Raw genomic sequence first — 26,773 nt, 5'->3', positions numbered from 1 at the left:
GGAGTTGGCTCCTTGGTTTATCGCTGTACGAGTGTCATTTCAAAGCTGTAGGAGTCCGCGCGGTAAACGTGGTGGCCTGTTTCCACGCGGCGCCCGGTGTCGTCCACGGCCGTGCGTTCCATGGTGACCAGCGCCGAACCCGCCGCGGTGTCCAGCATCGACGCCTGGTAGTCGTTGGCGGTCATGGCGCCGATGCGCTGGGTGGCCAGCCGGAAGTTCACGCCGCCGCGGCGGAGGATCGAGTAGAGGCCCTCCGCGCCCAGCATGGCCTCATCCATGTCGGCGATGTCGTCCCGCACCCAGTTCTCCATGAGGGCAAGCGGCTTGCCGCCGACCTTCCGGAGGCGGGTGAAGTGGTACACCTTGGATTTGGCGGGAAGCTGGAGTGCGGCAAGGGTGGCATCGTCGGCGTCAATGTGGGAGAAGCTCAGGACTTCCGTGGTGGGCTTCTTGCCGTTGTTGGTGAGGTCGTCGTAAAGGCTGGACAGCTCCAGCGGGCGGCGGACCTGACTGGAAACCACCTGGGTTCCCACGCCGCGCTTGCGGACCAGGAGGCCGGAGCGGACCAGTTCATCCATTGCCTTGCGCATGGTGGGCCGGGACAGGTTGAGCTGGGCGGCAAGGTCGATTTCGTTATCCAGACGGCTGCCCGGCTCCAGCGCGCCGCTGTGGATGGCGGCTTCGATGCCCTGGACCACCTGGTGGTACAAGGGCACCGGCGAGGAGCGGTCGATGCTGAGTCCCAGGTTGTTCGCCACGGTGCGTTCCCTCATGTTTCGGTGTCCCGCGCGTTGGTCCGGGATGGACGCCGGCACCAACGGCAGTTTGGCTCTATATGTTCGCTTGATAGGACATACCTTCTCCTCCGATCGTAGCAGGCGTGCTGCGGGGGTCAAGGGATCGCTCTGAATTCACTTGCTGGAAGCGTCCGGATTGAATTGTGCTGACATTAAGACTTTTTATTGACAACATGCGTTAGAGCGCTCTAAAGTCGGTGGCACGCATCACATTCCCGACCGGCTTTTCGGTCCCGAGAGAATCTGAGAGGCAACAATGCTGTTGCAGAAACAAACCATGGGCACCTCCGGCAGTCAGCGCCGCGGATACCTGGCCCGGCTCACTGTCATCTCCACCCTGGGCGGCCTGCTCTTCGGCTACGACACCGGGGTTATCTCCGGCGCCCTGCTGTACATGAACGACTCCCTCAACATGACCGCCGTCGAGGAAGCAACCGTGGTGAGCGCACTCCTGTTCCCGGGTGCGGCCGTCGGCGCCCTCACCGGCGGCCGCATGGCCGACAAGCTGGGCCGGCGGGGCTCGCTGCTGGTCTGCGCACTGCTGTTCCTGCTCGGTGCCATGGGCTGCGCGCTTGCACCGAACGTGACTTTCATGATCGCCGCCCGCATCGTGCTGGGCCTGGGCGTGGGTGCCGCCGCCGTGACCTGCCCGCTGTACCTGGCGGAAATGGCGCCGGCCCATTTGCGTGGCCGCATGGTGACCATCAACGAACTCATGATCGTCACGGGCCAGATGCTCGCCTTCGCCATCAACGCCCTCCTGGACGCCCTGATCCACGACAGCGAGGTCTGGCGCACCATGCTGGGCATCGCCTCGATTCCCGCCCTGGCACTGCTGGCAGGCATGCTGATGCTTCCCGAGTCACCCCGCTGGTATGCCATCCGCGGCCGCCTCGAAGAGAGCCGCCGCGTCCTGAACCTCAGCCGCAGCCCGCAGGAAGCAGCCGCCGAATACGAGGAAATCGCCCTGGCGGCACGCACCGCTAAACAGGAACGCGGCCACGCCCTCCGGGACCTACGGAACAACCCATGGATGCGCCGGCTTCTTTGGATCGGCATCGGCCTGGCCACCGTGCAGCAGGCCACCGGGATCAACACCGTGAACTACTACGCCCCCACCATCCTGGAAAAGAGCGGGCTTGGCGTCAGCGCCTCGCTCGTGGCCACGATCGGCGTTGGCGTTACCTCCGTCCTGATGACCATTCTTGGCATCTGGCTGCTGGGCTTCGTGGGCCGCCGCAAGATGCTGATCATCGGCTTCTCCGGCGTAGTGGGCGCCCAGGGCCTGCTGGCGATCGTCTTCCTCCTGCCCCAGTCCGACCTCGCCAGTTACACCATCCTGGCAGCCATGATGCTGTTCGTGGCGTTCGTCCAGTGCTTCATCGGCACTTGCGTCTGGCTCCTGCTGTCCGAAATGTTCCCGCTGGCCATCCGTGGCTTCGCCATGGGCATCGCGGTCTTCGCGCTCTGGACCGTGAATGCCGCCATCTCGTTCCTGTTCCCCATCGTGGTTAACGCGCTCGGCTCCACGGGCACCTTCGGCCTGTTCGTCCTGGTCAACCTCGCGTCCCTGGCCTTCGTCATCAAGTTCGTTCCGGAAACCAAGGGCCACTCGCTCGAGGACCTCGAAGCGCACTTCCGCGACGGTGAGGTGCCGGCGAAGCTCTCCGCCTAGCCGCCTCGGATCAAGCAACGCGGGGTCGGACCCGGCTCTTCCGGTTGTCGCCGGAGGGGCTGGTAAGGCCCCGCGTGGCGTTTGGTGACCTAGGCTGGCTCCATGACGTGGACCACCGGGCGGCAGCCGTGAATTTCGCCGGAAGCCTTGGTCCGCGCCCCCGCAACCTCGAGGTCCAGGACCTGGCCAGCTTCGACCGCCTGGTGGCTGGCGGGGCCGTCAACCTGCACGGCTGGCACGCCCAGTCCCTGGACCTCCGGGGCCGGGCCGCGGCACTCAAAAGCGTCAACGTCGAGGGTGCCATGTTCCTCGGCTGCACGTTCGACGACGGCATGGAAGGCAACCTCCGCAGCCGCGGGGCCCTGATCTTCCCGAAGCTCGAAGCCGTCCCCTTCGACCCCTACCGCGCAGGGCTGTACTCCCCGGCTGAACTGTATTCCGGGCTGGCGACGTCGCCCTATGAGGAACTGCCGGACGCCCGCATCTACCACTGGAGCATCCAGCCCGGCCAGCGGCAGCGGGTGGACGCCACCCTGGCCTCGGCGCTGCACGATCACGCCATTGGCAACGCGCTGGACGAGCTGACCAGGTCCGGGCCCTGGATACGCCGGTCAATCGTCGGGGTCATGGGCGGCCACGCAGCGCCGAGGGGCAGCGTGGAGTTTGCGGAGGCGGCGCGGCTTGGCCGGCTACTGGCCCGGGAAGGCCATGCGGTGGCCACCGGCGGGGGCCCGGGAGCCATGGAGGCGGCAAACCTTGGGGCGTACCTGAGCCAGGCGTCCGACGGCGATGTGCAGGCAGCGCTTGCAGCGCTCGCCGCTGTTCCCGGGTTCCGTCCCTCGGTGTCGGCGTGGGCACGTGCGGCGGCGGCCGTCGTCGAACGCCATCCGGACGGTACCCCTTCGTTGGGGATCCCCACCTGGTTCTACGGGCACGAGCCGCCCAACTACTTCGCCACGCACATCGCCAAGTATTTCGCCAACGCCATCCGCGAGGCGATCCTGCTGGAGCTGTGCCACGGCGGAATCGTCTTCCTGCCGGGAGCGGCGGGCACTGTCCAGGAGATTTTCCAGGACGCTTGCGAGAACTACTACGGCGCCCGGGAGAAGGTGGCCCCCATGGTGCTGGTGGGAAGGCGGCACTGGGAGCAGGAGTACCCGGCCTGGCCCATGCTCCGCAGCCTTGCCGAGGGGCGGGCCATGGCCGGTTCCATCCACCTGGTGGACACGGTGGAGGAAGCAGTGGAGGTCCTCCGGCAGCGCTGAACGCTGCCGGAGGACCTCCATGGAGTGTCCTTTGCCCGCTGCTAGCCGACAGCCGTGCCGAAGAGCAGGCCCAGCAGGTATGTGATGGCTGCCGCGCCCAGGCCGATGGCAAGCTGGCGCAGTCCGCGGGTCAGCGGGGACGTGCCGGACAGCAGGCCGACGGCGGCACCGGTCGCCATGAGGGAAACGCCCACCAGGGCGCCTGCCACCACCAGGGCGGTGACGCCGGTCAGGCCGAACAGGAACGGCAGGATGGGGACGATGGCGCCGGAGGCGAAGAAGCAGAAGCTGGACAATGCCGCCCCCCAGGCCGTACCCACTGCCTCGTGCCGGTCCTCTGCGTCCGGTAGTTCAGGCTGCAGGGACAGGCTGGGATCGCAGTCGCAGGACACGAGCCCCATGCGCTCGGCCACCCGGTGCTCCGCCGCCTCCCGGGACATTCCGCGGGCCAGGTACACCAGGAGGAGTTCGTTGTGTTCCAGGTCCAGCTTGGGCGCGACGGCCAGCGTGATCTGGGTGGGGCGGGTGGCTGCCAACAGTTCGCGCTGGGAGCGGACGGAAATGAATTCGCCCGCGCCCATGGACATGGCGCCCGCCAGGAGCCCGGCGATGCCGCTGAGCAGCACTACACTGCTGGCCACGCCGGACGCGGCCATGCCCATCACCAGGGAAAGGTTGCTGACCAGGCCGTCGTTGGCGCCGAACACCGCCGCGCGGAACGTGCCGGCCAGGCGGTTGCGGCCGCGGGTTGCCAGCCCCCGCACCACTTCCTCATGGATCTGCTCATCGGCAGCCATGGCGTCAGTGGCGTTGGGGTCCTTGGCGTAGGGTGAGCGGCCTTCGGCGCGCTGGGCCAGGGCCAGTACGAACACGGAGCCGAAGTGCCGGGCGAGGAAACCCAGGAACCGGCTGCGTGCGGATGCTCTCTTGGGTTTGCAAGCGTGGTCCCCCAGCAGGGCCAGCCAGTGGGCCTCGTGCCGGCCTTCGGCCTCGGCCAGGGCCAGGAGGATGGCCCGTTCCTCCCCCTCGCGGTTCTGGGCGAGGTCCCGGTAGACGGCGGCTTCGGCGCGCTCATCGGCCAGGTACTGGCGCCACCGCTTGATGTTCGACGGTGAGGGCTGGGGTTGCACGGTGTGGACGGCCTCCGGGGGCGTGGCAGATGAGTGGGACTGGGCGTGCTGCGACACTGGTACTCCTGGGCTGGAAAGGGCATGTTTTCGCACCTTTGCCCTGCCAGCCTACTGCGGTTTTGCGCGGTTTTTTGGCTGGCAAACCTCGCTGGGAAGTTTCGGTCCGCCTTAAAACTGCGGCTTTTCCGCCCTTGTCCCGGGCGCCTTTCGGAGGGCCGGGACGGCTATTGACCCGCCCGCCCGGCCGGTGTTGTGATGAAGGTGTGGCGCAGCCTGCGCCCTACCCGTAAGAGCACGTCAGGCGAACAATCGGAGGTTGAATCATGAGCACCACCGGACAGCACCCGGACATGCCGCACCTGGACGCCGTGGAAGCGGACCCCGCCTACGACTATGCCGAGGATGCACCGGTAGACGATGCCGACTGGGATACGGAGGACGAATTCCTTGATGAAGAGGAACCGGTGGTCCAGCCTCCGCAGGTAGTCATCGACGCCGAGGACCGCGAGGTCCCGCTGGATGACGACGAGCCCCGCGGCACCGGGGAGTAGGACTTACGACGGCGGCGCCTCCTTTCGTGGACAAGCGAAAGGAGGCGCCGCCGTCGTGCGTGGAGCCGCGTTGCCTGGTCACAAAGGCGGTGCCGTTTAGGATGGCTCCAGAGTGGAGCCGGACTGCCGGCCGTGAAAGGTTCGTAGATGAAGGCACTGCCAGTTGAGCCCAGCAACGTCCCTGTTGCCATCGGCTCCAGGATCCGGGCGGCCCGGCAGTCCCAGCGGCTCACCATCGAGCAGGTGGCCGACGCCACCGGGCTGACCAAAGGGTTCCTCAGCCGGGTGGAGCGGGACCTGACCTCGCCGTCGGTCGCTTCCCTGGTGACGCTCTGCCAGGTGCTGTCCATTTCCATCGGTGACCTTTTCGCGGCGCCGGAGACCCACCTGACCAAGCGGAATGACGGCCCGCGGATCTCGCTTGGCGGCCAGGGCATCGTGGAGCGGCTCCTCACTGCCCGTTCAGAGCGCCGCGTCCAGATCATCCAGGCCGTCATCGAGCCGCACGGCCGCGGCGAGTCCGAGCTTTACGCCGTGGACTGCGACGTGGATGTGCTGCACGTGATCAAGGGATCCATCACACTCATCCTTACCAATGAGGAATACGAACTCAGTACCGGGGACACGGTGACCTTTCCGGGCCGTGAACCCCATACCTGGGTCAACCCCACGGACAAGCCGGTCGAGGTGCTCTGGGTTCTGGTGCCCGCCGCCAGCCGGTAACTGTTCCCGCCGCACCCTGTGCACTCCTGCCCACTTACTTCAGGTCATCCGCGGTTCCGGCCGCGCGCTTCTGCGGGATTCCCGATGGATCCGTGGCCCGGGGCAGGAGTAACTGGGCAGGAATGGGCGCCTACCGGCGGGGTTTCCGTTGATCTCCAGCGAGGACAGCCCTGATTTCCCTGACCACCAGGCTGGGATCGAACCAGATGTGCTCCGGCATATAGCGCAGGACGGTGTAACCACTGACGGCGGAAGAATTGTTGCGGGCCCGGTCGCGGAGCATGTCGCCACGCTTGGAGTGGAACGCAAAGCCGTCGATTTCCACAATCAGGAAGCCGTCCAGCAGGAAATCCACCCGGCCAATGCCCGGCAGGAGCACCTGGGTCTGATACTCGATGCCGTTGGTTCGGAACACGTGCTGCGCATCAACCTCCACGATGGATTCTGCATGCACGTCGAGTTCCCGCAGGATGCGGAGTGCGGTTCCGGATCGGTCCGCGCGAAGTTGATCCGCCAAAAGGTCCCGGGAAACCCCATGCAGCCTGATGGCCGAGGTAGCCACTGCGGTGGATGCGGGCGGAGGCAAGCAACCCAAAGCATGCAGTGCCACGTCTTCGACGGCCGCCAGCGGCAGGAATGGGTGACCCTGGAACCTGACCGTCCGGTGCCGGATGAAACCGCTGCCATGCCCGTGGTTGCAGGCGAGATGGACGCGGGCCGGAGGTTTGCGCAGCCACAGCCCGTAATGGACGGCAGCGCTCACGCAACTCAACCGCCCGTTGTTCAGGATCGCAGCCTTGAAGCCCTCATCGCAGCCAGGTAGGACGAAGACTCCGCGCCTGGGCTGGGCGATGCCCACATCCTTGAGCCGCAGCAGGTCCCGCCGGGAGAATCCGGCATCGAGGAGTTGGGCGGATCGAACAATGCCGCCGGCCTGGGTCACATAGTCAAGAATGTCCACAGCATCATTGGGGGGCATCTGCGATAGCCACGGGAACCAAGGATGGGCTCTATGTGGACAACCTCCGGGAACGGTAGAGTGCGTTCCTTCCCAGTTACCTTCGGTCGCCGCGTTAGGAGGTGCCGGCCTGGTGCGGAACCTTGGGGTTGATCTTTCCCTGCCATGGGAGCAACTGGGGAGGAACGCGCACCTGCGAGTGGTAAACAGGTGATGCTCATTAGAAAACCCGGGTGTATGATGGCAGTCACAACCGCCCCTCAACTCCTCGAAGGAGAGGCCTCCATTGGAAGAGCTGCGTATCGAAGCCAACGGCAACCTTGGCCCCATCGATTCATCCCGGATTCCCCGCTATGCAGGAGCCGCCACGTATGCCCGCCTGCCGCGCCTGGACCAGGTGGACAAGGCTGATGTGACCGTCGTTGGGGTGCCTTTCGATTCCGGTGTTTCCTACCGTCCGGGAGCCCGCTTCGGGGCCAACCATGTCCGCGAAGCCAGCCGTCTGCTGCGCCCCTACAACCCTGCCTGGGATGTCAGCCCGTTCGAGAACATCCAGGTGGCCGACGCCGGGGACATGGCAATCAACCCGTTCAACATCAACGACGCCATCGAAACCATCCAGCAGAACGCGCTGGACCTCACCGCTGCCGGGAGCAAGCTGCTGACCCTTGGCGGGGACCACACCATCGCCCTGCCGTTGCTTCGCGCCGCCGCCGAACGCGCCGGCGGACCCATCGCCATGCTCCACTTCGACGCCCACCTGGACACCTGGGACACGTACTTCGGTGCCGAATACACGCATGGCACCCCGTTCCGCCGCGCAGTGGAGGAAGGCATCCTGGACACCGAGGCCATCAGCCACATCGGCACCCGTGGCCCGCTGTACGGCAAGAAGGACCTCGACGACGACCATCGCTTCGGGTTCGGCATCGTCACCTCCGCGGACGTCTACTACCAGGGCGTGCTGGAGACGGTGGCCAAGGTCCGGGAGCGGATTGGCAACCGTCCCCTCTACATTTCCGTGGACATCGATGTCCTTGATCCGGCCCACGCGCCGGGCACCGGCACTCCTGAAGCCGGCGGCATCACCAGCCGTGAACTCCTTGAGATCATCCGGGGCTTCCGCGGCATGAACCTGGTGGGCGCCGACGTCGTCGAAGTATCACCCGCCTATGACCATGCTGAAATTACGGGCGTGGCCGCCAGCCACGTGGCCTATGAACTGGTAACCCTCATGGCGGACAACGCCATGCCCGGAAGCCGCCACAAAGGCGGGACCGGATACCAGGCCCAGTCGCTGGGCCAGGAAGTCCGCCGGCCTGCCGGTTTCGCTGCCGCCACCAAGGAGTAGGGCCGTGGCCGACATGGGCACGCCGGGCCCAAAACAGGGGAGGGGTGCCCGCAACGGCGGGGACCTCGTCGTCGAAACCCTCGAAGCGCTCGGCGCGAAGACCGTCTTTGGCATCCCCGGCCAGCACGCACTGGGTCTCTTCGACGCCATGGGGCGGGGCAACCTGCACTTCGTCTCCTCCCGGATGGAGAACAACAGCGCCTTTGCCGCGGACGGGTACTCCCGCGCCACGGGCCAGGTCGGGGTGCTGTTCCTGTCCACCGGCCCCGGCGCGCTGACGTCGCTCGCAGGGCTGCAGGAGGCCTACGCCACGGGCGTCCCCATGGTGGTGGTCGCCAGCCAGATCCCGCTGGAAGGCCTGAGGGCCCGGCGCAAGGGCATGCTGCACCAGCTCGATGACCAGAAGGCGTCCGCGGCGAACGTCACCAAGAGCCAGCGGCTGATCCAGCACGCTTCAGGAATTCCCTCGGCCATCCAGGACGCCTGGAGCGAGGCCATCTCGTCTCCGCAGGGCCCGGTGTGGCTGGAGATCCCGCAAAACGTCCTGCTGGACCCGATCATGGTCCCGCCGGTGGAGGATGCCCTGGCCCAGGCGGCCGACAACCCGCCGCGGATAGAACTGGTGCGCGAGGCCGTGAAATGGCTGGAAACAGCCAAACGCCCGGCCATCATCGCCGGCGGTGGAACCCGCCGCGGGAAGGCGGAGAAGCCGCTGCTCTCGCTCGCGGAAAAGCTGCGCGCCCCGGTCATCAGCACGCCCGGTGGCAACGGCGCGTTCCCGTGGAACCATGAGCTCTCGCTGCAGTCGTGGATCGAGGACCGGTACATGACCGGCGTCCTCGAGGATGCAGACGTCCTGGTGGTCATCGGATCGTCCCTGGGTGAAGTCAGCTCCAACTACTTCACCTTCGAGCCCCGCGGCAGGATCATCCAGATCGACGCCGAGCCCCGGGTCCTGGAGTCCAACCGGCCGGGGCTGGGCATCCGCGCCGACGCCGGACAGGCACTGGCGGCACTGGACGAAGCGCTGGAGCCCGCCAGGCCGGCCACCCCGGACTGGCATGGCAGCACTCCGGAAGAGCTGGTGAAGCAGTCCCTGGCAAAGGTCCGGGCGCGGCTGGAATCGCAGGACCTGGCCAAGGAACTGAAGTTCATGGCGGACATCCGCGAGGCCGTGCCGGCGGACATGCAGACGTTCTGGGACATGACCATTGCCGCCTACTGGGGCTGGTCCTGCTGGGACGCGCGGGACGGGCAGTTCCACTCGGCCCAGGGCGCCGGCGGCCTGGGTTACGCGTTTCCCGGTGCCATCGGCGCGGCCGTGGGACTGGAAACGCTGGGCAAGCCGGGACGGGTGCTGGCCGTCTCCGGTGATGGCTCGTCCATGTATTCCATCGCCGAACTGGCCACGGCGAAGCAGCACAACGTGCCGGTCACCTGGCTGATCGTGGACGACGGCGGCTACGGCATCCTGCGCGAGTACATGGTGGGTGCGTTCGGCAAAGCAACTGCCACCGAACTGGCCCGGCCGGACTTCGTCAAGCTCGCCGAGTCGTTCGGCGTCCCCGCCACCCGGGTTGCACCGGAGGGTGTGGGGGACGCGCTCAAGGCTGGGTTCGCCGCGGACGGCCCCAACGTCGTCGTAGTTGAAACCCTCCTGAAGATGTTCAGCCCCACGCACCTGGACCGCTGACCGCACTGTCACCCCAGCAGCTTCCTCACTTCCCGGACACAGTCCTGCTGAAGTGGGGGAGCTCGTGGGTTAACCGTCCGTAGAGATAACTTCGTTTCCCTAAGCAACCTTTTTCTGATACAGTTGCTTGCAGCAACTAATTCATTAGGGAGCATCATGTCTGTCGCACCGGCCACCGCAGCCGACCTCGTCAGCCACATCTACGACCTCCAGCGCGCACTGCGCTGCGTCACTATGGTCAACGTCAAAGGCCAGGACACCGGCATCGCCCTCCAGGGCGTGCTGAAGTTCATTGGCGAGGGGGAGACACGGGCGGCGCACCTGGCCGAACGGCTGGGGGTCAGCCCTCCCGTACTCAGCCGGCACGTGGCCGAGTTGGCGGACGCCGGCCTGGTGGTCCGCACTCCGGACCCGGACGACGGCCGGGCGCAGCTGCTGGCCCTCTCGCCGAGGGGGAAGGAAAAGCTCGCAGAGCTGGTCCGGCACCGGGCGGAGACGCTGCAGGCCTACCTCGCCGACTGGAACGAGGACGACGCCGCAGCAACCGCGGCGATGCTGAGCAAGCTCACCACATCCCTAAAGAATTCCATCCGGGCAAGGGCGGCCGGAACCACCACCGAACACAAAACGCAGGAGTCCATCAATGGCTAACGTCACCGCCGCCGCGGACCAGGAGCAGGAGCGCCAGCGCACTGCCAGGCAGGAATCGCGGCAATCCAAGCGCCACGAGCCCGGTGCGCCCATGAACCACCGCCAGATCATGGAGGCCCTCACCGGCCTCCTCGCCGCCTTCTTCACCGCAATCCTCAGCAGCACCATCGTGGCGAACGCGCTGCCCACCATCATGTCCGAGCTCAAGGGCACCCAGACGGACTTCGCGTGGGTCATCACGGCTGCGCTGCTGGCCAACGCGGCCACCACCCCCATCTGGGGCAAGCTCGCCGACCTCTTCGACAAGAAGGTCCTTGTCCAGCTGAGCATCGTGATCTTCGTTGCCGGCTCCGTCATGGCCGGCTTCTCCGAGAGCATCCCGTTCCTGCTCACTGCCCGCGTGATCCAGGGCATCGCCATGGGTGGCCTCACGGCATTGGCCCAGGCGATTATCGGCTCCATCATTCCGCCCCGCGAACGCGGTAAGTACTCCGGCTACATGGGCGCGGTGATGGCCGTGGGCACTGCCGGCGGCCCGCTGCTCGGCGGATTCATCGTGGACAGCTCACTCGGCTGGCGCTGGACCTTCTTCGTCTGCGTGCCGCTCGCCGTCGTCGCCCTGATCCTGCTCCAGGTCACGCTGAAGATTCCGCACGTCAAGCGGCCGGCCAAGATCGACTGGTTCGGAGCCATCCTGCTGACCAGCGGCGTGAGCCTGCTCCTCATCTGGGTTTCCTTCGCCGGCAAGGCCGACTACTACGACTGGTGGTCATGGCAGTCCGCGGTGATGGTAGGCGGCGGCGTCCTCCTGCTCGCACTGCTGGTGCTGGTTGAATCCAAGGTTTCCCAGCCGATCATCCCGCTGAAGATCATTTCCGAGCGCACCACCGCCCTTGCCATCGTTGCTTCCGTCGCCGTCGGCGTTGCCATGTTCGGTTCCTCCACCTTCCTGGGCCAGTACTACCAGGTGGCCCGCGGCGCAACACCCACCGAGGCCGGCCTGCTGACCCTGCCCATGATCGCCGGCAACCTCATCGGTTCCGTCGTCTCCGGCCAGCTGATCAGCCGTTACGGCAAGTGGAAGCGCTTCCTGATCGGCGGCACCATCCTGCTGATGGGCGGCCTGGCGCTCGCCGGAACGATGGACCACACCACTGAACTCTGGCTGACCGGTCTTTACACCGGCATCTTCGGCATTGGCCTGGGCATGCTGATGCAGAACCTGGTCCTCGCCGTGCAGAACACCGTCCGCGCCACGGACATCGGCTCAGCCAGTGCCTCCGTTGCCTTCTTCCGCTCCGTGGGCGGTGCCATCGGCGTGTCCGTCCTGGGCGCCGTCATGGCCAACCATGTCAAGGACCTGGCCACCGACGGGCTGGCCAAGATTGGGATCCAGGCCGGCGGAAACAGCGGTGCCACGCTGGACCTCAAGGACCTGCCCGCACCGATCGCCGACATCATGCGCGCTGCCTACGGCGACGCCACGGCCGGCATCTTCATGATCTCCGCCGTCGTGAGCGCCGTCGCCCTCCTGGCCGTGCTGTTCATCAAGGAAGTGCCGCTGCGCAAGACCGTCGACATCACCCCCGAAAAGACGCTTGAGGCCAACGCCGCCGGTGAAGCAGGCATGACCGCCACCATGACCGGGCAGCTGCCCATGGTCTCCGCCGAAGCCGGGGACGTCCCCGCCGGGACCGGAGTGACCGCGAGGAGCGCTGCACGTGCGGGTTCGGCCGCTGCACCGGCCAAGGTGTACGACGGCGGTGCTGCCGCCGCCGCCGCAGCGTCCGGCAGGGTGGCCACGGAGGACTTCGAGGAAGCCTTCGCCCGGAGCTTCCGTTCCGAAGAGCTGGACCTGCGGTCCGCGGACAACGTGGACAAGGCTGCCGACGCCGTCGCGAGCGCGGCTGCCACCCTGCAGAAGCTGCAGGACACCCAGCACCTGCTGGCCCGCCAGCAGGCAGAACTGGGCGGCCTGGTGCTGGACGTCCAGGAGCAGCTGCGCTCCCAGCGGGAGGTGGCTGCCAAGCAGGCAGCTACGGCGGCAGAGCTCAGCAGGCTGCAGCGGAAGCTCCTGAAGGAACGCAAGATCCAGGCGGCCGCCGCGCTGTACCTGGCCGGGCACGGCAAACACAGTGCCGCCGCCCCGTCCGCCGGTGATGGTTCGGAGCCGGCCCGGGGGCAGTAGGCCCAGGCCGTAACCGCCGGGCCAAAGCCCACGCACTGGCAACAAAGCCGCAGCCCCGCACCTGGAAAACTTCCGGGTACGGGGCTGCGGCTTTTCTGCCCCATTGTCGGTGGGCATCACTAGAGTTGGATCCATGCTCCTCACCCTTATACGGCGCTACTCCAAACCGTATTTGCCGTACATCCTGGCTGTCGTGATTTTCCAGCTCGCCTCCACCATCGCGGCCCTATACCTTCCCAGCCTGAACGCCCACATCATCGACGAAGGGGTGGCGCGCGGAGACACGGACTTCATCTGGCGTACGGGTGCTGTGATGCTCCTGGTGGCCTTTGCCCAGGTCGCTGCCGCCATCGCCGGCGTCTATTTCGGCTCCAGGACTGCCATGGCTGTGGGCCGGGACCTGCGCCGCGCGGTCTTCCGCAAGGTCACCAGCTTCTCCGCCAAGGACGTCAACGCGTTTGGAGCTCCCACGCTGATCACCCGTGGCACCAATGACGTCCAGCAGGTGCAGATGCTGCTGTTGATGGGACTGAACTTCATGGTGGCCACACCCATCATGTGCATCGGCGGCATCATCATGGCGCTGCGCGAGGACATCAGCCTGTCCTGGCTGGTCTGGGTGTCCGTCCCGCTGCTGGCCGTGGTGGTGGGATACCTGGTGGTCCGGCTCATGCCACTGTTCCGCTCCATGCAAAGGAAGATCGACCGGATCAACGCCGTGCTGCGCGAGCAGATCATCGGTATCCGCGTGGTCCGGGCCTTCGTGCGTGAACCGTATGAAACGGACCGTTTTGGCGGTGCCAACAAGGAGCTCACGGACGTCTCGCTCCGCATTGGGGCGCTGTTCGTCCTGATGTTCCCGGCCATCAGCATGATCCTCCACCTGTCCACCGCCGCCGTCCTTTGGTTCGGCGGCCAGAGAGTGGACGCAGGCGCCATGCAGGTGGGCTCGCTCACCGCGTTCCTGCAGTACCTCCTGCAGATCCTGATGGCCGTCATGATGGGCACCTTCATGGCCATGATGATTCCGCGCGCCTCAGTCTGCGCCGACCGCATCGGCGAGGTGCTCGGCGTCGAACCCTCCATCCATGATCCCGAAGGCCCCGAAGCCCCGGCGTCCCTTGCCGGGGTGGTGGAGTACCGCAACGTCACCTTCGCATATCCCGGAGCGGAGTCGCCGGTGCTTAGCAACATCAGCTTCACCGCACGTCCAGGACAAACCATTGCCATCATCGGGTCCACGGGTGCCGGGAAGACCTCCCTCCTGTCCCTCCTGCCGCGGCTGTACGACCCCGGGGAGGGCCAGGTGCTGCTGGACGGTGTCCCGGTGGACAGGCTGGACCGGGCCGAGATCACCAAACGCGTGGCCCTCGTGCCGCAGCGTCCCTACCTGTTCTCCGGCACCATCGAGCACAACCTGAGGTTCGGCAAGACGGAGGCAACGGACCAGGAACTGTGGGACGCCCTCCGGGTAGCCCAGGGCGAGTCCTTTGTCCGGGAGAAAAAGAACGGCCTGGACTCCCGCATCTCCCAAGGCGGCACCAACGTTTCCGGCGGCCAGCGCCAGCGCCTCTGCATCGCCCGCGCCCTGGTGACAAAACCGCGGGTCTACCTCTTCGACGACTCCTTCTCGGCCCTGGACGTCGCCACTGACGCCCGGCTCCGGACTGCCCTCAAGCGCACCACCTCCGACGCCACCGTGATCATCGTGGCCCAGCGGATTTCCACCATCACCGAGGCCGACCAGATCCTGGTGCTGGACAACGGGCGGATCGTGGACCGCGGCACGCACGAAGAACTCCTGGAAACCTCACCCACCTACCAGGAAATCGTCGAATCCCAGCTGAGCGTGGAGGAAGTGGCATGAGCCCCCGCAGGAAGGACGCCACTGCCGTGGAAGAGGCAACGCAGACCGCACAGCCGGCCGCCGGAAAGACGCAACCAGGCGCAGGCCAACCGGAGGACGACGACTACTTCGAGGAGGAGTTCACCCCCTCAGAAGCCGACGGGGACATGTTTGGCGGCATGCCAGCCAAGAAAGCCGAGCACTTCTGGCCTTCGGCCAAACGGCTCATGGGCCTGCTGAAGCCCGAAGCCCTTGGCATCTATGCCGTGGTGGGTCTCGTGGTTATCTCCGTGGTCCTGAACGTCATCGCCCCCAAGATCCTGGGCCAGGCCATGGACGTCATTTTCGCCGGAGTGGTAGGCAGGCAGCTGCCGGCCGGGGCCAGCAAGGAGCAGTTCGTTGCCGCCCTCCGCCAGCAGGGCCAGGACAACTTCGCCGACATGGTCTCCCGGATGGAACTGGTGCCCGGCACCGGCATCAATTTCGACAAGCTGACCATGCTCATCGCCATCGTCCTGGTCATGTATTTCGTGGCGAACATCTTCATGTGGCTGCAGGGGTACGTGCTCAACCGCATCGTCATGAAGGTGATCAGGCGGCTGCGCGATGACACCGAGAACAAGCTGAACCGGCTTCCCTTGAACTACTTCGACACCCGGCAGCGCGGAGACGTCCTGTCACGGGTGACCAACGACGTGGACAATATCCAGCAGGCGCTCCAGCAGGCGTTTGCGCAGCTGGTGAACTCCGTGCTGACCGTGCTGGGCATCGTGATCATGATGTTCATCGTGTCCTGGCAGCTGGCGCTGATCGCCTTGGTCGCCCTCCCCCTGTCCGGAGTGGCAGCCGGCCTGATCGGGGCCCGGAGCCAGAAACTCTTCGCTGCGCAGTGGAAGAACACCGGATCGTTGAACGGCCAGATCGAGGAATCCTTTTCCGGGCATGACCTGGTCCGTGTCTTCGGCCGGGACGCGGACATGCTGGCCCGGTTCGAGGAACGCAACGAGGCACTCTATAAAGCAAGCTTCGGAGCGCAGTTTATCACCGGGATCATCTTCCCGGTCATGCAGTTCGTCTCCTACCTCAGCTACGTGGGCATCGCGGTGGTGGGTGGGCTGCGCGTGGCATCGGGCGCCATGTCCCTGGGTGATGCCACCGCATTCATCCAGTACTCCCGCGAATTCACCCAGCCGCTGGGCCAGATGGCCGGCATGGCCAACATGCTCCAGTCCGGCGTGGCATCCTCGGAGCGCGTCTTCGAATTCCTGGACGCCGACGAACAGGACGCCGAAACCGCCACCGAGCACCTGCCGGCGAAGACTGACGGTCACGTGGACTTCAGGAACGTCACCTTCAGCTACACCCCGGACAATCCGCTCATCGAAAACCTGTCCTTTACGGCAGAGCCGGGCAACACCGTGGCGATCGTCGGCCCCACCGGAGCAGGCAAGACCACCCTGGTGAACCTGGTGATGCGCTTCTACGAGCTCAACTCCGGCTCCATCACGCTGGACGGAGTGGATATCACCCACCTCAGCCGCTCCGAGCTGCGCTCCAAGGTTGGCATGGTGCTGCAGGACGCGTGGCTGTTCGGCGGCTCCATCCACGACAACATCCGCTACGGCAACCTTGATGCCACGGAGGAGCAGGTCCTGGCCGCGGCGAAGGCCACGTTCGTGGACCGTTTCGTCCGGGCCTTGCCCGAAGGCTACGACACCGTAATCGACGAGGAAGGCAACAACGTCAGCGCCGGTGAGAAGCAGCTCATCACCATCGCCCGTGCCTTCGTGGCCGACCCTTCGCTGCTGATCCTGGACGAAGCCACCAGTTCCGTGGATACCCGCACCGAACTCCTGGTGCAGAAGGCGATGGCGGCATTGCGCTCCGACCGGACCAGCTTCGTCATCGCGCATCGGCTCTCGACCATCCGCGACGCCGATACCATCCTGGTTATGGAGAACGGACGGATCGTGGAGCAGGGCAACCACCAGGTGCTGCTCGCCGCCGGCAGGGCCTACCACCGCCTCTACATGTCGCAGTTCGCTGGTACGGACGCCGGGGAAGTACCCGTGGACGACTCGACGGCGGTGCACAGCTGAGCGCGCACGGCGGCCAGCGGATCGAAGTCCTGGTGCCCATGCGCTGGGGCGACATGGACGCCTATGGCCACATCAACAATGTCCAGATCGTCAGGATGTTGGAGGAGGCGAGGATCGCCGCCTTCGGGCCGCCGCAGGGCGCGGGACTTCCCGGCATCGAGCCGCCGGTGTCCTTGTTCAACGACGTCCCGGACGGAACCCTTGCCCTGGTGGTGGACCACAAGATCCGCTACGTCAGGACCCTGGAGTACCGCAACGTTCCTGCGGTGGTGCAGCTCTGGATCGGCGCCGTCAAGGGAGCCAGCTTTGACATCCACTACCTGCTCCAGGACCCCGTTTCCGGTGAGGACTGCGTGAAGGCCAGCAGCCACCTGGCGTTCGTGGACGAAGCGACGGGCAGGGTGCAAAGACTCACCCAGGAACAAAAAGACCGGATGGCTCCCTACAGGCACTAAGCCCCTATGCAGGACCGCCCGGACCCAGTGGACTGAAACCACCACGAACAGCGAAAGGATTCCCGATGGCCATAAACAAGATCCGAGCCGCCCGGTCGAAGAAGACGTGGAAGGAAATGACCCCTTCCGCCAAGGTGGGCACCATATTGACGACGATCGTGCAGGTGTCCTTGCTGATTGCCGCGCAGCGGGACATCTCGCAGAGGCCTGCAGAACTCATCCACGGGCCTAAGGCTGTCTGGCGCGCAGCGTCCTTCATCAATTTCATCGGACCCATGGGGTACTTCATTTTCGGCCGGAAGCACACCGCCATCGGTAAGTAGACCGTCCCGCGGACGGCAGGTTCCGGCGGCGTGGCGCGGCCGCCCGGCTTGACCCTGTAAATTTGAGGGCATGACCCCCGCTGCCACTGCTGCCATGACCCGCGCCCTCGGCATCTCCAAGGAGATTGAGGATGCGGCGTGGTTCGTGCTGGGGCCGGGGCTCCACGGAAAGGCATCGCCCTTAGACGGCCGCACCAGGACGTGGTCCGTTCCGGCCGCCACGGAGTTGCTGGACCGTTTGGAGCGGGGCATTGCGGATCCCAAGGCGCCGATGATGACCAACCTCCGCGACAACCTGGAGGGTGCCACACGCGGGGCCAAGCAACTGGCCGTGGAGCTGCTCTTCTTGCAGTCGCTTCCGTTGGCCCACGAGGTCAAGTCCCTGAAGGTTAAGCGCGCCCGGGTGGCCGAGGCCGCCGGTTGGCTGGAGCCGCCCCTGGAGCTTCCCGACGAGCTGTATGCCGGCATGACGGACCACGGCGTCATCCGGGACCGGACCGCCGAGTTCAACTGGACCATCTGGGACCACCTCAAGTGGCTTTGCCGGTTCGTCCGGAACGTTGCCCAGCGGCCGGCGGCCGTGGTGCAGGCAGCGGTCAAGGACCCGCTGCAGTTCCACCGGCTCGCCGCGTCCACCCCCGATGACCAGCCCGCGATCCGCCGCAGCATCGAGTTCCTCGCCTGGCCCAGCTACTTCGAGCCGGTAGTGGCGGACGTGGAGCGGCAGGAGATCCGGGACGCGTTCGCCTCACTGGTCGGGGGCGCCAAGGGGGACACCGAAGAGGACATCACCGCCGACATCCACCGCATCCGGCTGCACCTGGACGAGCAGGCGGGCCAGCGTATCGATTGGTACTCCCGCCAGCTGGTCAGCCAGTGGCGGAAGGTGGGGGATCCCGGGCGGCGGGCCTGGCTGCTCCGGACGCACAGCGACCACGCCGAGTTGCTCTCCGCCTGGCACGGCGAGGAAAAGGTGACCCTCGACGTCGAACATCTCCGCCACCTGGACCCCGGCGTCAGCGCCGGAGTGGTCCAGCACGCCGTTGACGAAGACTACAAGCACCTTGGCTACGTGGAGCGCGAGGACACCAAGACCGCTGTCCTTGCCTTCCTGACCGTCATGAAGCCCGGGGACCTGGTGCTGTACCAGCACGCCGGGACCGTTCGGCTGGGCGGCGTGCTGGGGGAGCCCGAGTACAACGATTCCAACCGACGGCTGCGGCGCAAGGTGCGCTGGTTCGACGACGGCCACACCACCACCAGCCTGCCCCGGCACGTCCAGCGCCAGCTTGCCACCCCCGGCATCGTGGTTGACGTGACCAGGGTGGTCCAGGCACTGCAGGCGCTGTTGCCGGCCGAGGCGGAAACCGAGGCCGACGGCGAAACTGACGGTGCCGCCGTCGTCCTCCCTGAGCAGGAAGGCTTCCGCCCGCTGACGCAGGAATTCGCGGCGTCGCTGCACATGGAGCTGGAGCCGCTCCAGGAGATCGCCGACCTGCTGGAGGAGAACCGGCAACTGGTCCTCTACGGCCCTCCCGGCACCGGCAAGACCTACCTGGCCAAGCACCTTGCCGCCGAGCTGGCGGACGACACCACCGACGAACGGGTCAAGCTGGTGCAGTTCCACCCGTCCTACGCGTACGAGGACTTTTTCGAGGGCTACCGGCCGGACAAGACGGATGAGGGCCAAGTGTCATTCAAGCTGGTGGCCGGCCCTCTTCGCCGCCTGGCGGAGGAGGCCGCCAAGCCCGGGAACGAGAAGAAGCCGTACTTCCTGATCATCGATGAGATGAACCGCGCCAACCTGGCGAAGGTCTTCGGCGAGCTGTACTTCCTGCTGGAGTACCGCGATGACCGGATCTACCTGCAGTACAGCCCCAACGAGCCGTTCACCCTGCCGGACAACCTCTACATCATCGGCACCATGAACACCGCGGACCGGTCCATCGCCATGATGGATGCCGCCATCCGCCGCCGTTTCTCCTTCATTGAGCTGCACCCCCAGACCGAACCGGTGAAGGGCTCCCTGCTCCGGTTCCTGCGGGCCAGGCAGCTGGACACCACCCCCGCGCTGCTGCTGGACGCGCTGAACGGGGCCATCGATGAATGGGACCGTGACCTGATGATCGGGCCGTCGTACTTCATGAAGCCGGCCGCCCAGACACCGGCAGGACTGCACCGGATCTGGAAGTACGAGCTCATGCCGCTGCTGGAGGAGCACTACCATGGCCAGCTGACGCGGGCTCAGCTGGAGGAGCGCTTCGGGCTGGACCAGCTGCTGGGACGCATTGCAGCGCGCTGATCCCCGGGCGCCCGTGCGGCACCTGGTCCTGGACGAACTCTCCAGTGGCTTGGTGGAACGGCTGGACGCATCAAGCGCCACCTTCCTGAACTCCAGCGGCTTGGCCAGGGCTTCGCCCATGGGCCTGGGGCTGTACCGGATCGAACCGGTAGGCAAGGTGGGTTCAGTGCGCACACCCACGGTCCAGCTGGACGTGCGGCCCAAGGGCAGGCTGGGCCTCAGCCGGCTCCTGTTCCTGCTCAGTTACGCGGGGGAGCAGGGTTTCCGGCCGGATTCCGTCGCGGCTGACGAGGACCGGGAGCTGTGGAGTGCACTGGCGGAATCGCTGGCCCAGCTGGCCGAACGGGCGCTGGGCCGGGGCGTCCTGCAGGGCTACCTCACCGTGGACGAGTCGCTGCGGACCGTCAAAGGGCGGATCCGGATCTCGGACCAGATTTCGCGCCGGCCGGGCATGCTGGTTCCATTGGAGGTCTCGTACGACGAGTTCACCGAGGACATCGCCGAGAACCGGATCCTTCGCGCCGCGCTGGAGCGGATGGGACAGGTGCCAGGGGTTCGGCCCAAGGTGCTGGGCCGGCTGCGCCAGCTGAAGGGAAAGCTCGACGCCGTCACGCGCCTTCCGTCCGGTGCCCCGGTGCCGCCGTGGAAACCAACCAGGATGAACCTGCGTTACCACGGCGTGTTGCGCCTGGCCGAACTGATCCTGAAGAACGCGTCGGCCGAGGCCGGCGAGGGCAGGCAGCAGACGGCCGCGTTCGTGGTGGACATGGGGCAGGTGTTCGAGGATTTCGTGGGAACGGCACTGCGCAGTGCGATGGCTTCTTATCCGGGGGAGCTGCGGCTGCGCTACAACGCCCTCCTCAGCGAGGCGGTGCGCGATTCCGACCGCCTCTCCGTCAGCCCGGATGCGGTCCACCTGCTGGGCGGGCGCCCGGTGGTGGCCTATAACGCCAAGTACCGGGCTGCGTCGGATGCCGGCGCGTCGCTGACGGTCGACCACTACCAAATGCTGGCGCACTGCACGGCGCTGGCTGTGCCCACCGCCTGGCTGGTGTACGCCGGCAAGGGGGAGATGAAACTCCGCCGCATCCTCAACACCGACATCGACATCGTGGAATTCCCGCTGGACCTCAGCCAGCCGCCGTCGGCCATCCTGGCCTCGATCCAGGAACTTGCCCGGCAGTCCTGGGGCGAGGTGGCCCGGGTTGGGACTAAACCGGCACCCGGAACGTAAAGGTCGTCCCCTTGCCCAGCGTGCTGTCGACGTCGATGGTTCCGCCGTGCGCCTCCACGATCGCCTTGCTGATGGGGAGCCCCAGGCCCACGCCCGGGATGGCCGTGCGGCGGACACTGCTGGTTCGGAAGAATTTGGCGAACACCTCGGAGGTGTCCTCTGGGCTCATGCCCATGCCGGTGTCCATGACGCGGCACGCCAAATGGCCGTCTTCCTGTGCCACCGAAACCACCACCTCACCGCCGTCGGGGGAGTACTTGATGGCGTTGGACACCAGGTTGTCCAGGACCTGTGAGATCCGGGCGCTGTCCACGTGGGCCTCCAGCCGCTCAGGGGTTTGCGCACTGAGAGCCACCCCGGCGGCGGCCGCGCGGGGCATCGCCGATGACACACTGCTTCGCACGAGCTCGGCCACGTCCACGGTATGGGGCGTGACGATCAACTGGCCGTTTCGGCTGGACAGCAGGTCCGATACGAGGGTCAGCAGCCGTTCGGAGTTCCGGCGGATGATTTCCAGCATCTCGCGCTGCGGTGCGTCCGGTTCATCTGCAAGCAGGATCTCCACATAGCCAAGGATTGAGGTCAGCGGGGTGCGGAACTCGTGGGAGACGCTGGAGACGAAGTCGTCTTTGGCCGTGAGCGCGTTCACCAGGTCCGTCACGTCGCTGAAGACGATCACCGAACCGGTGAACTTGCCGTCGGAGTCCTTCATGGCGCGCGCCGTCGTCACCAGGGCCCGCTGGTCCTTCCCCTCACCGAGCCACACCAGGAAATCGGTGAAGGTTTCCCCCATTACGGCGCGGCGAACGGGGCGCTCCTGGACGGGGATCAGGGTCTTCCGGTCCGGCCCGTAGACGAGCAGCTGGGACTCGTTGGGGTCCGCGATGTTCTTTGGCCGGGCCAGTTCATGGTTGGCGCGCTGCTTGCGGTTCATCAGGACGTCATGGCCGTCGGCGTCAACGGCCAGGACACCCAGGTGCACGGTGTCCAGAACGGTGTTCAACAGAGATTCCTGCCGCTTGCTGGTGCGCAGGTTGGCCTGGAGCTGTTCGTCTTTTTCCTCCAGCTGCTTCTGCTGGCGCATCATGCTCAGGGTCAGGACGCTCACGGAGACCCCGATGCCCAGCATCATGACGGGCAGCAGCAGGGAACGGGCAAAGTCCTGCGGCGAGTAGTTGCCTTTCAGGAGCAGCGGCACCCAGATAATGGCGAGCGGACCCAGGAAGGACAGCCACAGTGCCGCCCGGGGGTAGTACCCGGATGCGCAGAGCCAGATGACGGGAAAGACTGCCAGCAGGCTGATTCCCGTAAGGCTCTCCTGGCCGCCTTCCCTGCCTGCTGCGATGGAGACGAAGTCAAGCAGCGGGATGGCCAGGAAGCTGGTGTAGGGCAGCCGGTCCCACGGAATGGCGTAGCACAGGGCCATGATCGCCAACTGCGAGACGAGGAATACGACGAACAAGGGATTGTCCATCGTGTCGGGAAAAAACGCCCACATCAGGAATGCCGTGAGGAGAGTTGTCACGAACAACGGCATCTGGCTGAATGCCACCCGGTCCGTCAGCCGGTATTCGTGGAACGGCCGCTTGAAAAACCGCAACCGTCCAGAGGACCAAACCGTGGGGGTGCTCATGGCGTGGAGGACGCGGATGTTGGGGAGTGCGAGACCATACCAGCAGGATATCCGCAGCCAGCTATACTTCTGACGTTGGCACTGAGGGGGCTCTATGAGTGAGGCACGTGTGGGTCTGGTCATCGAGGATGACCACGACATTCGGGAACTGGTTCGAACTGTGCTGACCCAGGCTGGGTTTGACGTCACCGTCGCCAGCGGCGGCGCTGAGGGCGTGCTGATGGCCAAGAGCCTGAATCCTGACGTCATAACCCTTGACCTGGGTTTGCCGGACATCGACGGCTTTGAGGTCTCCCGGCAGATCCGGGAGTTTTCGGATGCCTACATCGTGATGCTGACGGCGCGTACAGAGGAGCTGGACACCCTGATTGGGCTCGAATCGGGCGCCGATGACTACCTCACCAAGCCGTTCCGCCCGCGGGAGCTGCGTGCGCGGGTCGCGGCCATGATGCGCCGGCCCCGCTCCGTTCCCGACCCGGGCGACGTGGGAGCGGAAGTCTCCCCGGACAGCGCTGCCCACCCGGAGCGTGGAAACTTCAGCCACAATGGCCTCGAGCTGAGCTACGCGTCCCGCACCGTTATGGTCGACGGCAAAGAGATGAACCTGACCCGCACGGAGTTCGAACTCCTGTACGCGCTGCTGGAAGCCGGCCGGACGGTCCGCACCAAATCGGATCTGGTGCGCCGGCTCCGCGACGAGGATTACGACGTCGGCAGTTACATCAGCGAGGCCGACGAACGTTCCGTGGAGGTCCACATGGGCAACCTTCGCAAGAAGCTGGGGGACTCGCCGCAGCAGCCGCGGTGGCTGCAGACCGTTCGCGGGGTGGGTTACCGCCTGGCGCCGGGACAGCACTGAGCCTGGAGCCGGTGCATGGTTTGCCTGCTGCACTGGGTGATGGGCCGCAAATAGGTGGCAGCCAGCCTGGGCAACGCCACTGCCATGTCAGCGTGACGCGCCTCCGCCCTGATCTCGTTCTCCAATTCCAGGGCCAGTCCCGCCAGCCGCTCGGCTCCCACCATCTGGCTTGAGGTCTTCAGGCTCAGCACAGCGTCCATGGAGCCATCAAGGTCTCCGGTGGTCAGGGAAAGCCGCAACCGGCCCAGCCGCTGTGGCAGGTACTCGATGAAGTTGCCAACGAAGACCCTGCTGTAGCCCTCTTCCTCCTCGAGTTCATCCCGCAGCCGGTCCAGGACAGACTGGTCCACCAGCGGCCTGGGGGCATCATCTGAGGTGCTCATGACACTCCTTTCTGCTGGAGTTGCGGACTCGGAAGCGGGACCGGTTTATGCGGGGGTGCTTGTTCTTTTTCAGGTTAGGACTGTTCCCCTGAGCTAGCAGAAGACTCGGCAAGAATTGTGGTTTTCTTGATCGGAGTGCGGTTTCTCGGCCATAAAATTGATACCAGTGCTTTCTGCATTGACGTCGTCAGCGGCTGTTGCCGCCTTTCAATCTGGGGATAGATTGCCGTGTTCCGAACTCTTAGGTCCTTATTTGTCGCGCTCTTAATCGTGGCTGGCTTGGCTTTGTCCACGCTCCAGCCGGCCAGCGCAGCCACTTCACCGCAAATTACGCTCAGCCCGGGTTCCGGTCCGGCCGGTTCTTCCGTGGCTGTGACCGGAAGCGGGTTCAAAGCCTCCACCACGGGGACTGTGATTGTGGGTTCCACCACCTTCGCGTTCCAAACCACATCGACGGGCGCGTTCAGCACCGCCATCACCATTCCGGCCGCCGCCTCCGGAAACCTCACCATCACGGCCAAGACGTCCGCGATCAAGGCGTCGGCAGTCTTCGTGGTGCAGGCGGCACCGGCGCCCGCGCCGCCAGCCATCAGTACCGCCACCTTGCGCTTCGGAGTGGCAACCCCTGGGGGACCCCTCGCCAGCGCCGAGTTGGACGAGGTGGCCACCCTTGCCGGAGAAATCCCTTCCGTGGTGATGAGCTACAAGGACTTCCTGCAGGCCCCGCCAATCACTGAGTTGGACGCCGTCCGCTCTCGCGGAGCCACATCCCTGGTCACCTGGGAGCCATGGGCGTGGGGAGGCGGCGTGGACCAGCCCGCATACGCCCTTGGCCGGATCACTGCAGGGGACTTCGACGGCTACATCACCCAATGGGGCCAGTCCCTCGCAGCCTGGGGCAAGCCGGTCATGCTGCGCTTTGCCCACGAGATGAACGGCAACTGGTATCCGTGGGCCGAAGGCGTCAACGGCAACCAGGCGGGGGACTACGTGGCTGCCTGGCGGCATGTGCATGACGTCGTTGCCGCCACGGGAGCCAGCAACGTCCAGTGGGTCTGGTCGCCGAACGTGCCCTACTTGGGCTCCACCGACCTGGCAGGGCTGTTTCCCGGCCCAGGCTACGTGGACGTGGTGGCCCTGGACGGTTACAACTGGGGCACCTCGCAAACCTGGAGCAGCTGGGTTTCCCCGGTGGACCTCTTTGCGCCGGGCATTTCCCAGCTGCGCACCCTGGCGCCCGGAAAACCTGTGCTGATCGCCGAAACGGCGTCCAGCGAGATGGGTGGTTCGAAAGCCAGCTGGAACACGGACCTGGTGTCCTACCTGGCCGCCCAGCCGGATGTGATGGGCTTCGTTTGGTTCCACATGCAGAAGGAAACAGACTGGCGGATCAACAGCAGTGACTCGTCGGCTGCGGCCTTCAAGTCCGCCCTGACGGCCAGGAGAAGCTAGGGGATAGGGGATAGCTGCTCCGGAACTGTCAGTGGCGGCTGCCTGATCGCCGGCAACCCGTTCATCCTGTCGCGGCAGGATCAAGGACAGCGGTGGCAACAGCTAAAGATTGCCTCAAGATTCCCGAATCAGGCGCCGGCTTCGAGGAAGTGCACCAGCTGGCTTTCGAGGGCTGAGCGGTCTTTCAGCTCGCACTCCCAGATTGTCAGTACTTCCCAGCCGGCGTCCTCCAGCTGGCGGAGCTGGCCGGCGTCACGCTCACGGGTGCGGGTGCGCTTGGCGGCCCAGAATTCCGCATTGGCTTTTGGTGCATGCAGGCCCACCCTGCAGTCATGGAAATGCCAGAAGCAGCCGTTCACGAAGATCACCTTGTGCCGCCCGGCGAAGACGAGGTCAGGGTTGCCCGGCAGCCTGGCGCTGCCCGACCTGCCGTGCAGGCGGTACCGGTAGCCCTTGGCATGCAGGAGCCGGCGCACCTGCAGCTCGGGTTTCGTGTTCTTGCCCCGGATCCGGGACATGTTCCAACTGCGCTGCTCGGGGCTGAGCCTGTCAGCGGTGGGCTTCAGCGCGCCTGTATTGTCAGGGGCGGGCTCGTCTTGCGTCCGCTTGTCCGGGATGGGCTGGTCCGCCATCCTTCCAGTCTAGGAGTGCCTAGATCTCCCGTTCCGGCTGTTCGCCGAACACGAAGTGCCGGCCGCTGACCGACTTCGGTTCGATCTCCACGTAGAAGTCCTTGAGCGTTGGAACCCACGTCTTCAGGCCGAGTTCCTCGATGGCAGCGAGCTCGTCCGAGTTGCTGAGGACCCGGGCCGTCCCACGCAGGATAACGGACCAGGCCTCCTGCGACAGGATGCCATCGGTTTCGAACAGCACTTTGGCGTTGATCGTTAGTTGCGCCAGCTTGTTCCCGGGAGCTGTGCGGAGGTAGAGCATCCGGTTGGAGGTCACGTAGTTCACCGGGAAGATGTCCGGTTCCCCCGCAACGGAGACCACCAGCCTGCCGTGCTGCGTTGCCGCCAGAAGCCGCCACGACTGCTCATCATCGAGTTCCAGGACGGGATTGCCGTCCGCGTGTTCAAACATCATGCGGCCATTCTTCTACCCAAGGTAGAAAGACGCCAGAGGCTTTGTGCCCTCAATCCCTCCACGTTTGTGACAAGCCAATCAAGGCTTAACAGGTTTGAAACAGGACTGTGACAGGGCTG

At 65.5% G+C, this 26,773-nt stretch carries 23 protein-coding genes; 16 read left to right on the top strand and 7 right to left on the bottom strand.

The window, feature by feature from the left end; genetic code table 11:
* Window positions 1-17: 17 nt before the first annotated feature.
* Window positions 18-758, bottom strand: coding sequence for a GntR family transcriptional regulator (locus IEW19_RS12300; protein WP_308419994.1), 741 nt, complete (start codon window positions 756-758; stop codon window positions 18-20).
* Between the two features lie 316 nt (window positions 759-1,074).
* On the opposite strand from IEW19_RS12300, the gene IEW19_RS12295 reads away from it, so the two are divergent.
* Entirely contained in the window at window positions 1,075-2,472 is a 1,398-nt protein-coding gene (locus IEW19_RS12295) for a sugar porter family MFS transporter (protein ID WP_188571907.1), read from the top strand.
* A 128-nt stretch (window positions 2,473-2,600) separates the two neighbouring features.
* Window positions 2,601-3,737, top strand: coding sequence for an LOG family protein (locus tag IEW19_RS12290; protein WP_188571944.1), 1,137 nt, complete (start codon window positions 2,601-2,603; stop codon window positions 3,735-3,737).
* Between the two features lie 41 nt (window positions 3,738-3,778).
* On the opposite strand, the gene IEW19_RS12285 is transcribed toward IEW19_RS12290, so the two are convergent.
* Entirely contained in the window at window positions 3,779-4,924 is a 1,146-nt protein-coding gene (locus tag IEW19_RS12285; RefSeq protein WP_188571906.1) for a VIT1/CCC1 transporter family protein, read from the bottom strand.
* A 266-nt stretch (window positions 4,925-5,190) separates the two neighbouring features.
* On the opposite strand from IEW19_RS12285, the gene IEW19_RS12280 reads away from it, so the two are divergent.
* Window positions 5,191-5,418 (top strand): hypothetical protein, encoded by a 228-nt coding sequence (locus IEW19_RS12280; protein ID WP_188571905.1) that lies wholly within the window; start codon window positions 5,191-5,193, stop codon window positions 5,416-5,418.
* A gap of 147 nt (window positions 5,419-5,565) precedes the next feature.
* Window positions 5,566-6,141: a helix-turn-helix domain-containing protein gene (locus tag IEW19_RS12275; protein ID WP_188571904.1), complete on the top strand. Its 576-nt coding sequence runs from the start codon at window positions 5,566-5,568 to the stop codon at window positions 6,139-6,141.
* A 130-nt stretch (window positions 6,142-6,271) separates the two neighbouring features.
* On the opposite strand, the gene IEW19_RS12270 is transcribed toward IEW19_RS12275, so the two are convergent.
* Window positions 6,272-7,102: a type IV toxin-antitoxin system AbiEi family antitoxin domain-containing protein gene (locus IEW19_RS12270; RefSeq protein ID WP_188571903.1), complete on the bottom strand. Its 831-nt coding sequence runs from the start codon at window positions 7,100-7,102 to the stop codon at window positions 6,272-6,274.
* 283 nt (window positions 7,103-7,385) lie between these two features.
* Between IEW19_RS12270 and speB the strand changes: the two genes are divergently transcribed.
* The 10 genes from speB (at window position 7,386) to IEW19_RS12220 (ending at window position 21,241) form a co-directional block, all read left to right on the top strand.
* On the top strand, window positions 7,386-8,450 hold the full coding sequence (gene speB, locus IEW19_RS12265) for an agmatinase (protein ID WP_188571902.1): 1,065 nt from the start codon (window positions 7,386-7,388) through the stop codon (window positions 8,448-8,450).
* Between the two features lie 13 nt (window positions 8,451-8,463).
* A complete protein-coding gene (locus tag IEW19_RS12260) occupies window positions 8,464-10,143 on the top strand; it encodes a thiamine pyrophosphate-binding protein (protein ID WP_188571943.1) in 1,680 nt (559 codons plus the stop codon).
* A gap of 156 nt (window positions 10,144-10,299) precedes the next feature.
* Entirely contained in the window at window positions 10,300-10,794 is a 495-nt protein-coding gene (locus tag IEW19_RS12255) for a MarR family winged helix-turn-helix transcriptional regulator (protein WP_188571901.1), read from the top strand.
* Window positions 10,787-12,982: an MDR family MFS transporter gene (locus IEW19_RS12250; RefSeq protein WP_188571900.1), complete on the top strand. Its 2,196-nt coding sequence runs from the start codon at window positions 10,787-10,789 to the stop codon at window positions 12,980-12,982. Before IEW19_RS12255 ends, IEW19_RS12250 begins: the two co-directional genes overlap by 8 nt.
* Window positions 12,983-13,115: 133 nt before the next feature.
* Complete coding sequence (locus IEW19_RS12245) at window positions 13,116-14,849, top strand: ABC transporter ATP-binding protein (protein WP_188571899.1); 1,734 nt, start codon at window positions 13,116-13,118, stop codon at window positions 14,847-14,849.
* Entirely contained in the window at window positions 14,846-16,927 is a 2,082-nt protein-coding gene (locus IEW19_RS12240; protein ID WP_373283601.1) for an ABC transporter ATP-binding protein, read from the top strand. The genes IEW19_RS12245 and IEW19_RS12240 overlap by 4 nt, the downstream gene beginning before the upstream one ends.
* Before the next feature lie 38 nt (window positions 16,928-16,965).
* Window positions 16,966-17,382, top strand: a complete 417-nt coding sequence (locus IEW19_RS12235) for an acyl-CoA thioesterase (protein WP_188571898.1) — start codon at window positions 16,966-16,968, stop codon at window positions 17,380-17,382.
* Between the two features lie 65 nt (window positions 17,383-17,447).
* A complete protein-coding gene (locus tag IEW19_RS12230; protein WP_188571897.1) occupies window positions 17,448-17,705 on the top strand; it encodes a PLDc N-terminal domain-containing protein in 258 nt (85 codons plus the stop codon).
* Window positions 17,706-17,775: 70 nt separating this feature from the next.
* Complete coding sequence (locus tag IEW19_RS12225) at window positions 17,776-20,007, top strand: McrB family protein (protein WP_188571896.1); 2,232 nt, start codon at window positions 17,776-17,778, stop codon at window positions 20,005-20,007.
* Window positions 19,994-21,241 (top strand): 5-methylcytosine restriction system specificity protein McrC, encoded by a 1,248-nt coding sequence (locus IEW19_RS12220; RefSeq protein WP_188571895.1) that lies wholly within the window; start codon window positions 19,994-19,996, stop codon window positions 21,239-21,241. The genes IEW19_RS12225 and IEW19_RS12220 overlap by 14 nt, the downstream gene beginning before the upstream one ends.
* Here the strand turns inward: IEW19_RS12220 and IEW19_RS12215 are convergent.
* A complete protein-coding gene (locus tag IEW19_RS12215; protein WP_188571894.1) occupies window positions 21,219-22,874 on the bottom strand; it encodes a sensor histidine kinase in 1,656 nt (551 codons plus the stop codon). The two genes, IEW19_RS12220 and IEW19_RS12215, sit on opposite strands and share 23 nt — an antisense overlap.
* A 94-nt stretch (window positions 22,875-22,968) precedes the next feature.
* On the opposite strand from IEW19_RS12215, the gene IEW19_RS12210 reads away from it, so the two are divergent.
* Window positions 22,969-23,733 carry a response regulator transcription factor gene (locus IEW19_RS12210; protein WP_188571893.1) on the top strand — a complete coding sequence of 255 codons (765 nt, stop codon included), beginning with the start codon at window positions 22,969-22,971 and terminating at the stop codon, window positions 23,731-23,733.
* Here IEW19_RS12210 and IEW19_RS12205 read toward each other — a convergent pair.
* Window positions 23,706-24,116, bottom strand: coding sequence for an Hpt domain-containing protein (locus IEW19_RS12205; RefSeq protein ID WP_188571892.1), 411 nt, complete (start codon window positions 24,114-24,116; stop codon window positions 23,706-23,708). The two genes, IEW19_RS12210 and IEW19_RS12205, sit on opposite strands and share 28 nt — an antisense overlap.
* A gap of 279 nt (window positions 24,117-24,395) precedes the next feature.
* Between IEW19_RS12205 and IEW19_RS12200 the strand changes: the two genes are divergently transcribed.
* The gene (locus IEW19_RS12200) at window positions 24,396-25,568 is read left to right on the top strand and encodes a glycoside hydrolase family 26 protein (protein ID WP_229748454.1); all 1,173 of its coding nucleotides are present in this window, start codon (window positions 24,396-24,398) and stop codon (window positions 25,566-25,568) included.
* Window positions 25,569-25,696: 128 nt separating this feature from the next.
* Here IEW19_RS12200 and IEW19_RS12195 read toward each other — a convergent pair whose 3' ends face one another.
* Window positions 25,697-26,200 (bottom strand): very short patch repair endonuclease, encoded by a 504-nt coding sequence (locus IEW19_RS12195; RefSeq protein WP_268236254.1) that lies wholly within the window; start codon window positions 26,198-26,200, stop codon window positions 25,697-25,699.
* 19 nt (window positions 26,201-26,219) lie between these two features.
* Window positions 26,220-26,654 carry a pyridoxamine 5'-phosphate oxidase family protein gene (locus tag IEW19_RS12190; protein WP_188571890.1) on the bottom strand — a complete coding sequence of 145 codons (435 nt, stop codon included), beginning with the start codon at window positions 26,652-26,654 and terminating at the stop codon, window positions 26,220-26,222.
* Window positions 26,655-26,773 lie beyond the last annotated feature (119 nt).

The sequence above is a fragment of the Arthrobacter liuii genome (assembly GCF_014639275.1).
In the GTDB taxonomy this organism is placed as follows: Bacteria; Actinomycetota; Actinomycetes; order Actinomycetales; family Micrococcaceae; genus Arthrobacter; species Arthrobacter liuii.
The sequence above is the reverse complement of the archived record's forward strand: the minus strand, read 5'-3'. Positions and strand labels throughout refer to the sequence as shown.

Excerpts from the sequence above, each read along its gene's own strand:
- IEW19_RS12295 (WP_188571907.1), top strand. The coding sequence starts at position 1,075 with ATGGGCACCTCCGGCAGTCAGCGCCGCGGATACCTGGCCCGGCTCACT.
- IEW19_RS12280 (WP_188571905.1), top strand. The coding sequence starts at position 5,191 with ATGAGCACCACCGGACAGCACCCGGACATGCCGCACCTGGACGCCGTG.
- IEW19_RS12275 (WP_188571904.1), top strand. The coding sequence starts at position 5,566 with ATGAAGGCACTGCCAGTTGAGCCCAGCAACGTCCCTGTTGCCATCGGC.
- IEW19_RS12260 (WP_188571943.1), top strand. The coding sequence starts at position 8,464 with ATGGGCACGCCGGGCCCAAAACAGGGGAGGGGTGCCCGCAACGGCGGG.
- IEW19_RS12255 (WP_188571901.1), top strand. The coding sequence starts at position 10,300 with ATGTCTGTCGCACCGGCCACCGCAGCCGACCTCGTCAGCCACATCTAC.
- IEW19_RS12250 (WP_188571900.1), top strand. The coding sequence starts at position 10,787 with ATGGCTAACGTCACCGCCGCCGCGGACCAGGAGCAGGAGCGCCAGCGC.
- IEW19_RS12245 (WP_188571899.1), top strand. The coding sequence starts at position 13,116 with ATGCTCCTCACCCTTATACGGCGCTACTCCAAACCGTATTTGCCGTAC.
- IEW19_RS12240 (WP_373283601.1), top strand. The coding sequence starts at position 14,846 with ATGAGCCCCCGCAGGAAGGACGCCACTGCCGTGGAAGAGGCAACGCAG.
- IEW19_RS12235 (WP_188571898.1), top strand. The coding sequence starts at position 16,966 with ATGCGCTGGGGCGACATGGACGCCTATGGCCACATCAACAATGTCCAG.
- IEW19_RS12230 (WP_188571897.1), top strand. The coding sequence starts at position 17,448 with ATGGCCATAAACAAGATCCGAGCCGCCCGGTCGAAGAAGACGTGGAAG.
- IEW19_RS12225 (WP_188571896.1), top strand. The coding sequence starts at position 17,776 with ATGACCCCCGCTGCCACTGCTGCCATGACCCGCGCCCTCGGCATCTCC.
- IEW19_RS12215 (WP_188571894.1), bottom strand. The coding sequence starts at position 22,874 with ATGAGCACCCCCACGGTTTGGTCCTCTGGACGGTTGCGGTTTTTCAAG.
- IEW19_RS12210 (WP_188571893.1), top strand. The coding sequence starts at position 22,969 with ATGAGTGAGGCACGTGTGGGTCTGGTCATCGAGGATGACCACGACATT.
- IEW19_RS12205 (WP_188571892.1), bottom strand. The coding sequence starts at position 24,116 with ATGAGCACCTCAGATGATGCCCCCAGGCCGCTGGTGGACCAGTCTGTC.
- IEW19_RS12195 (WP_268236254.1), bottom strand. The coding sequence starts at position 26,200 with ATGGCGGACCAGCCCATCCCGGACAAGCGGACGCAAGACGAGCCCGCC.
- IEW19_RS12190 (WP_188571890.1), bottom strand. The coding sequence starts at position 26,654 with ATGATGTTTGAACACGCGGACGGCAATCCCGTCCTGGAACTCGATGAT.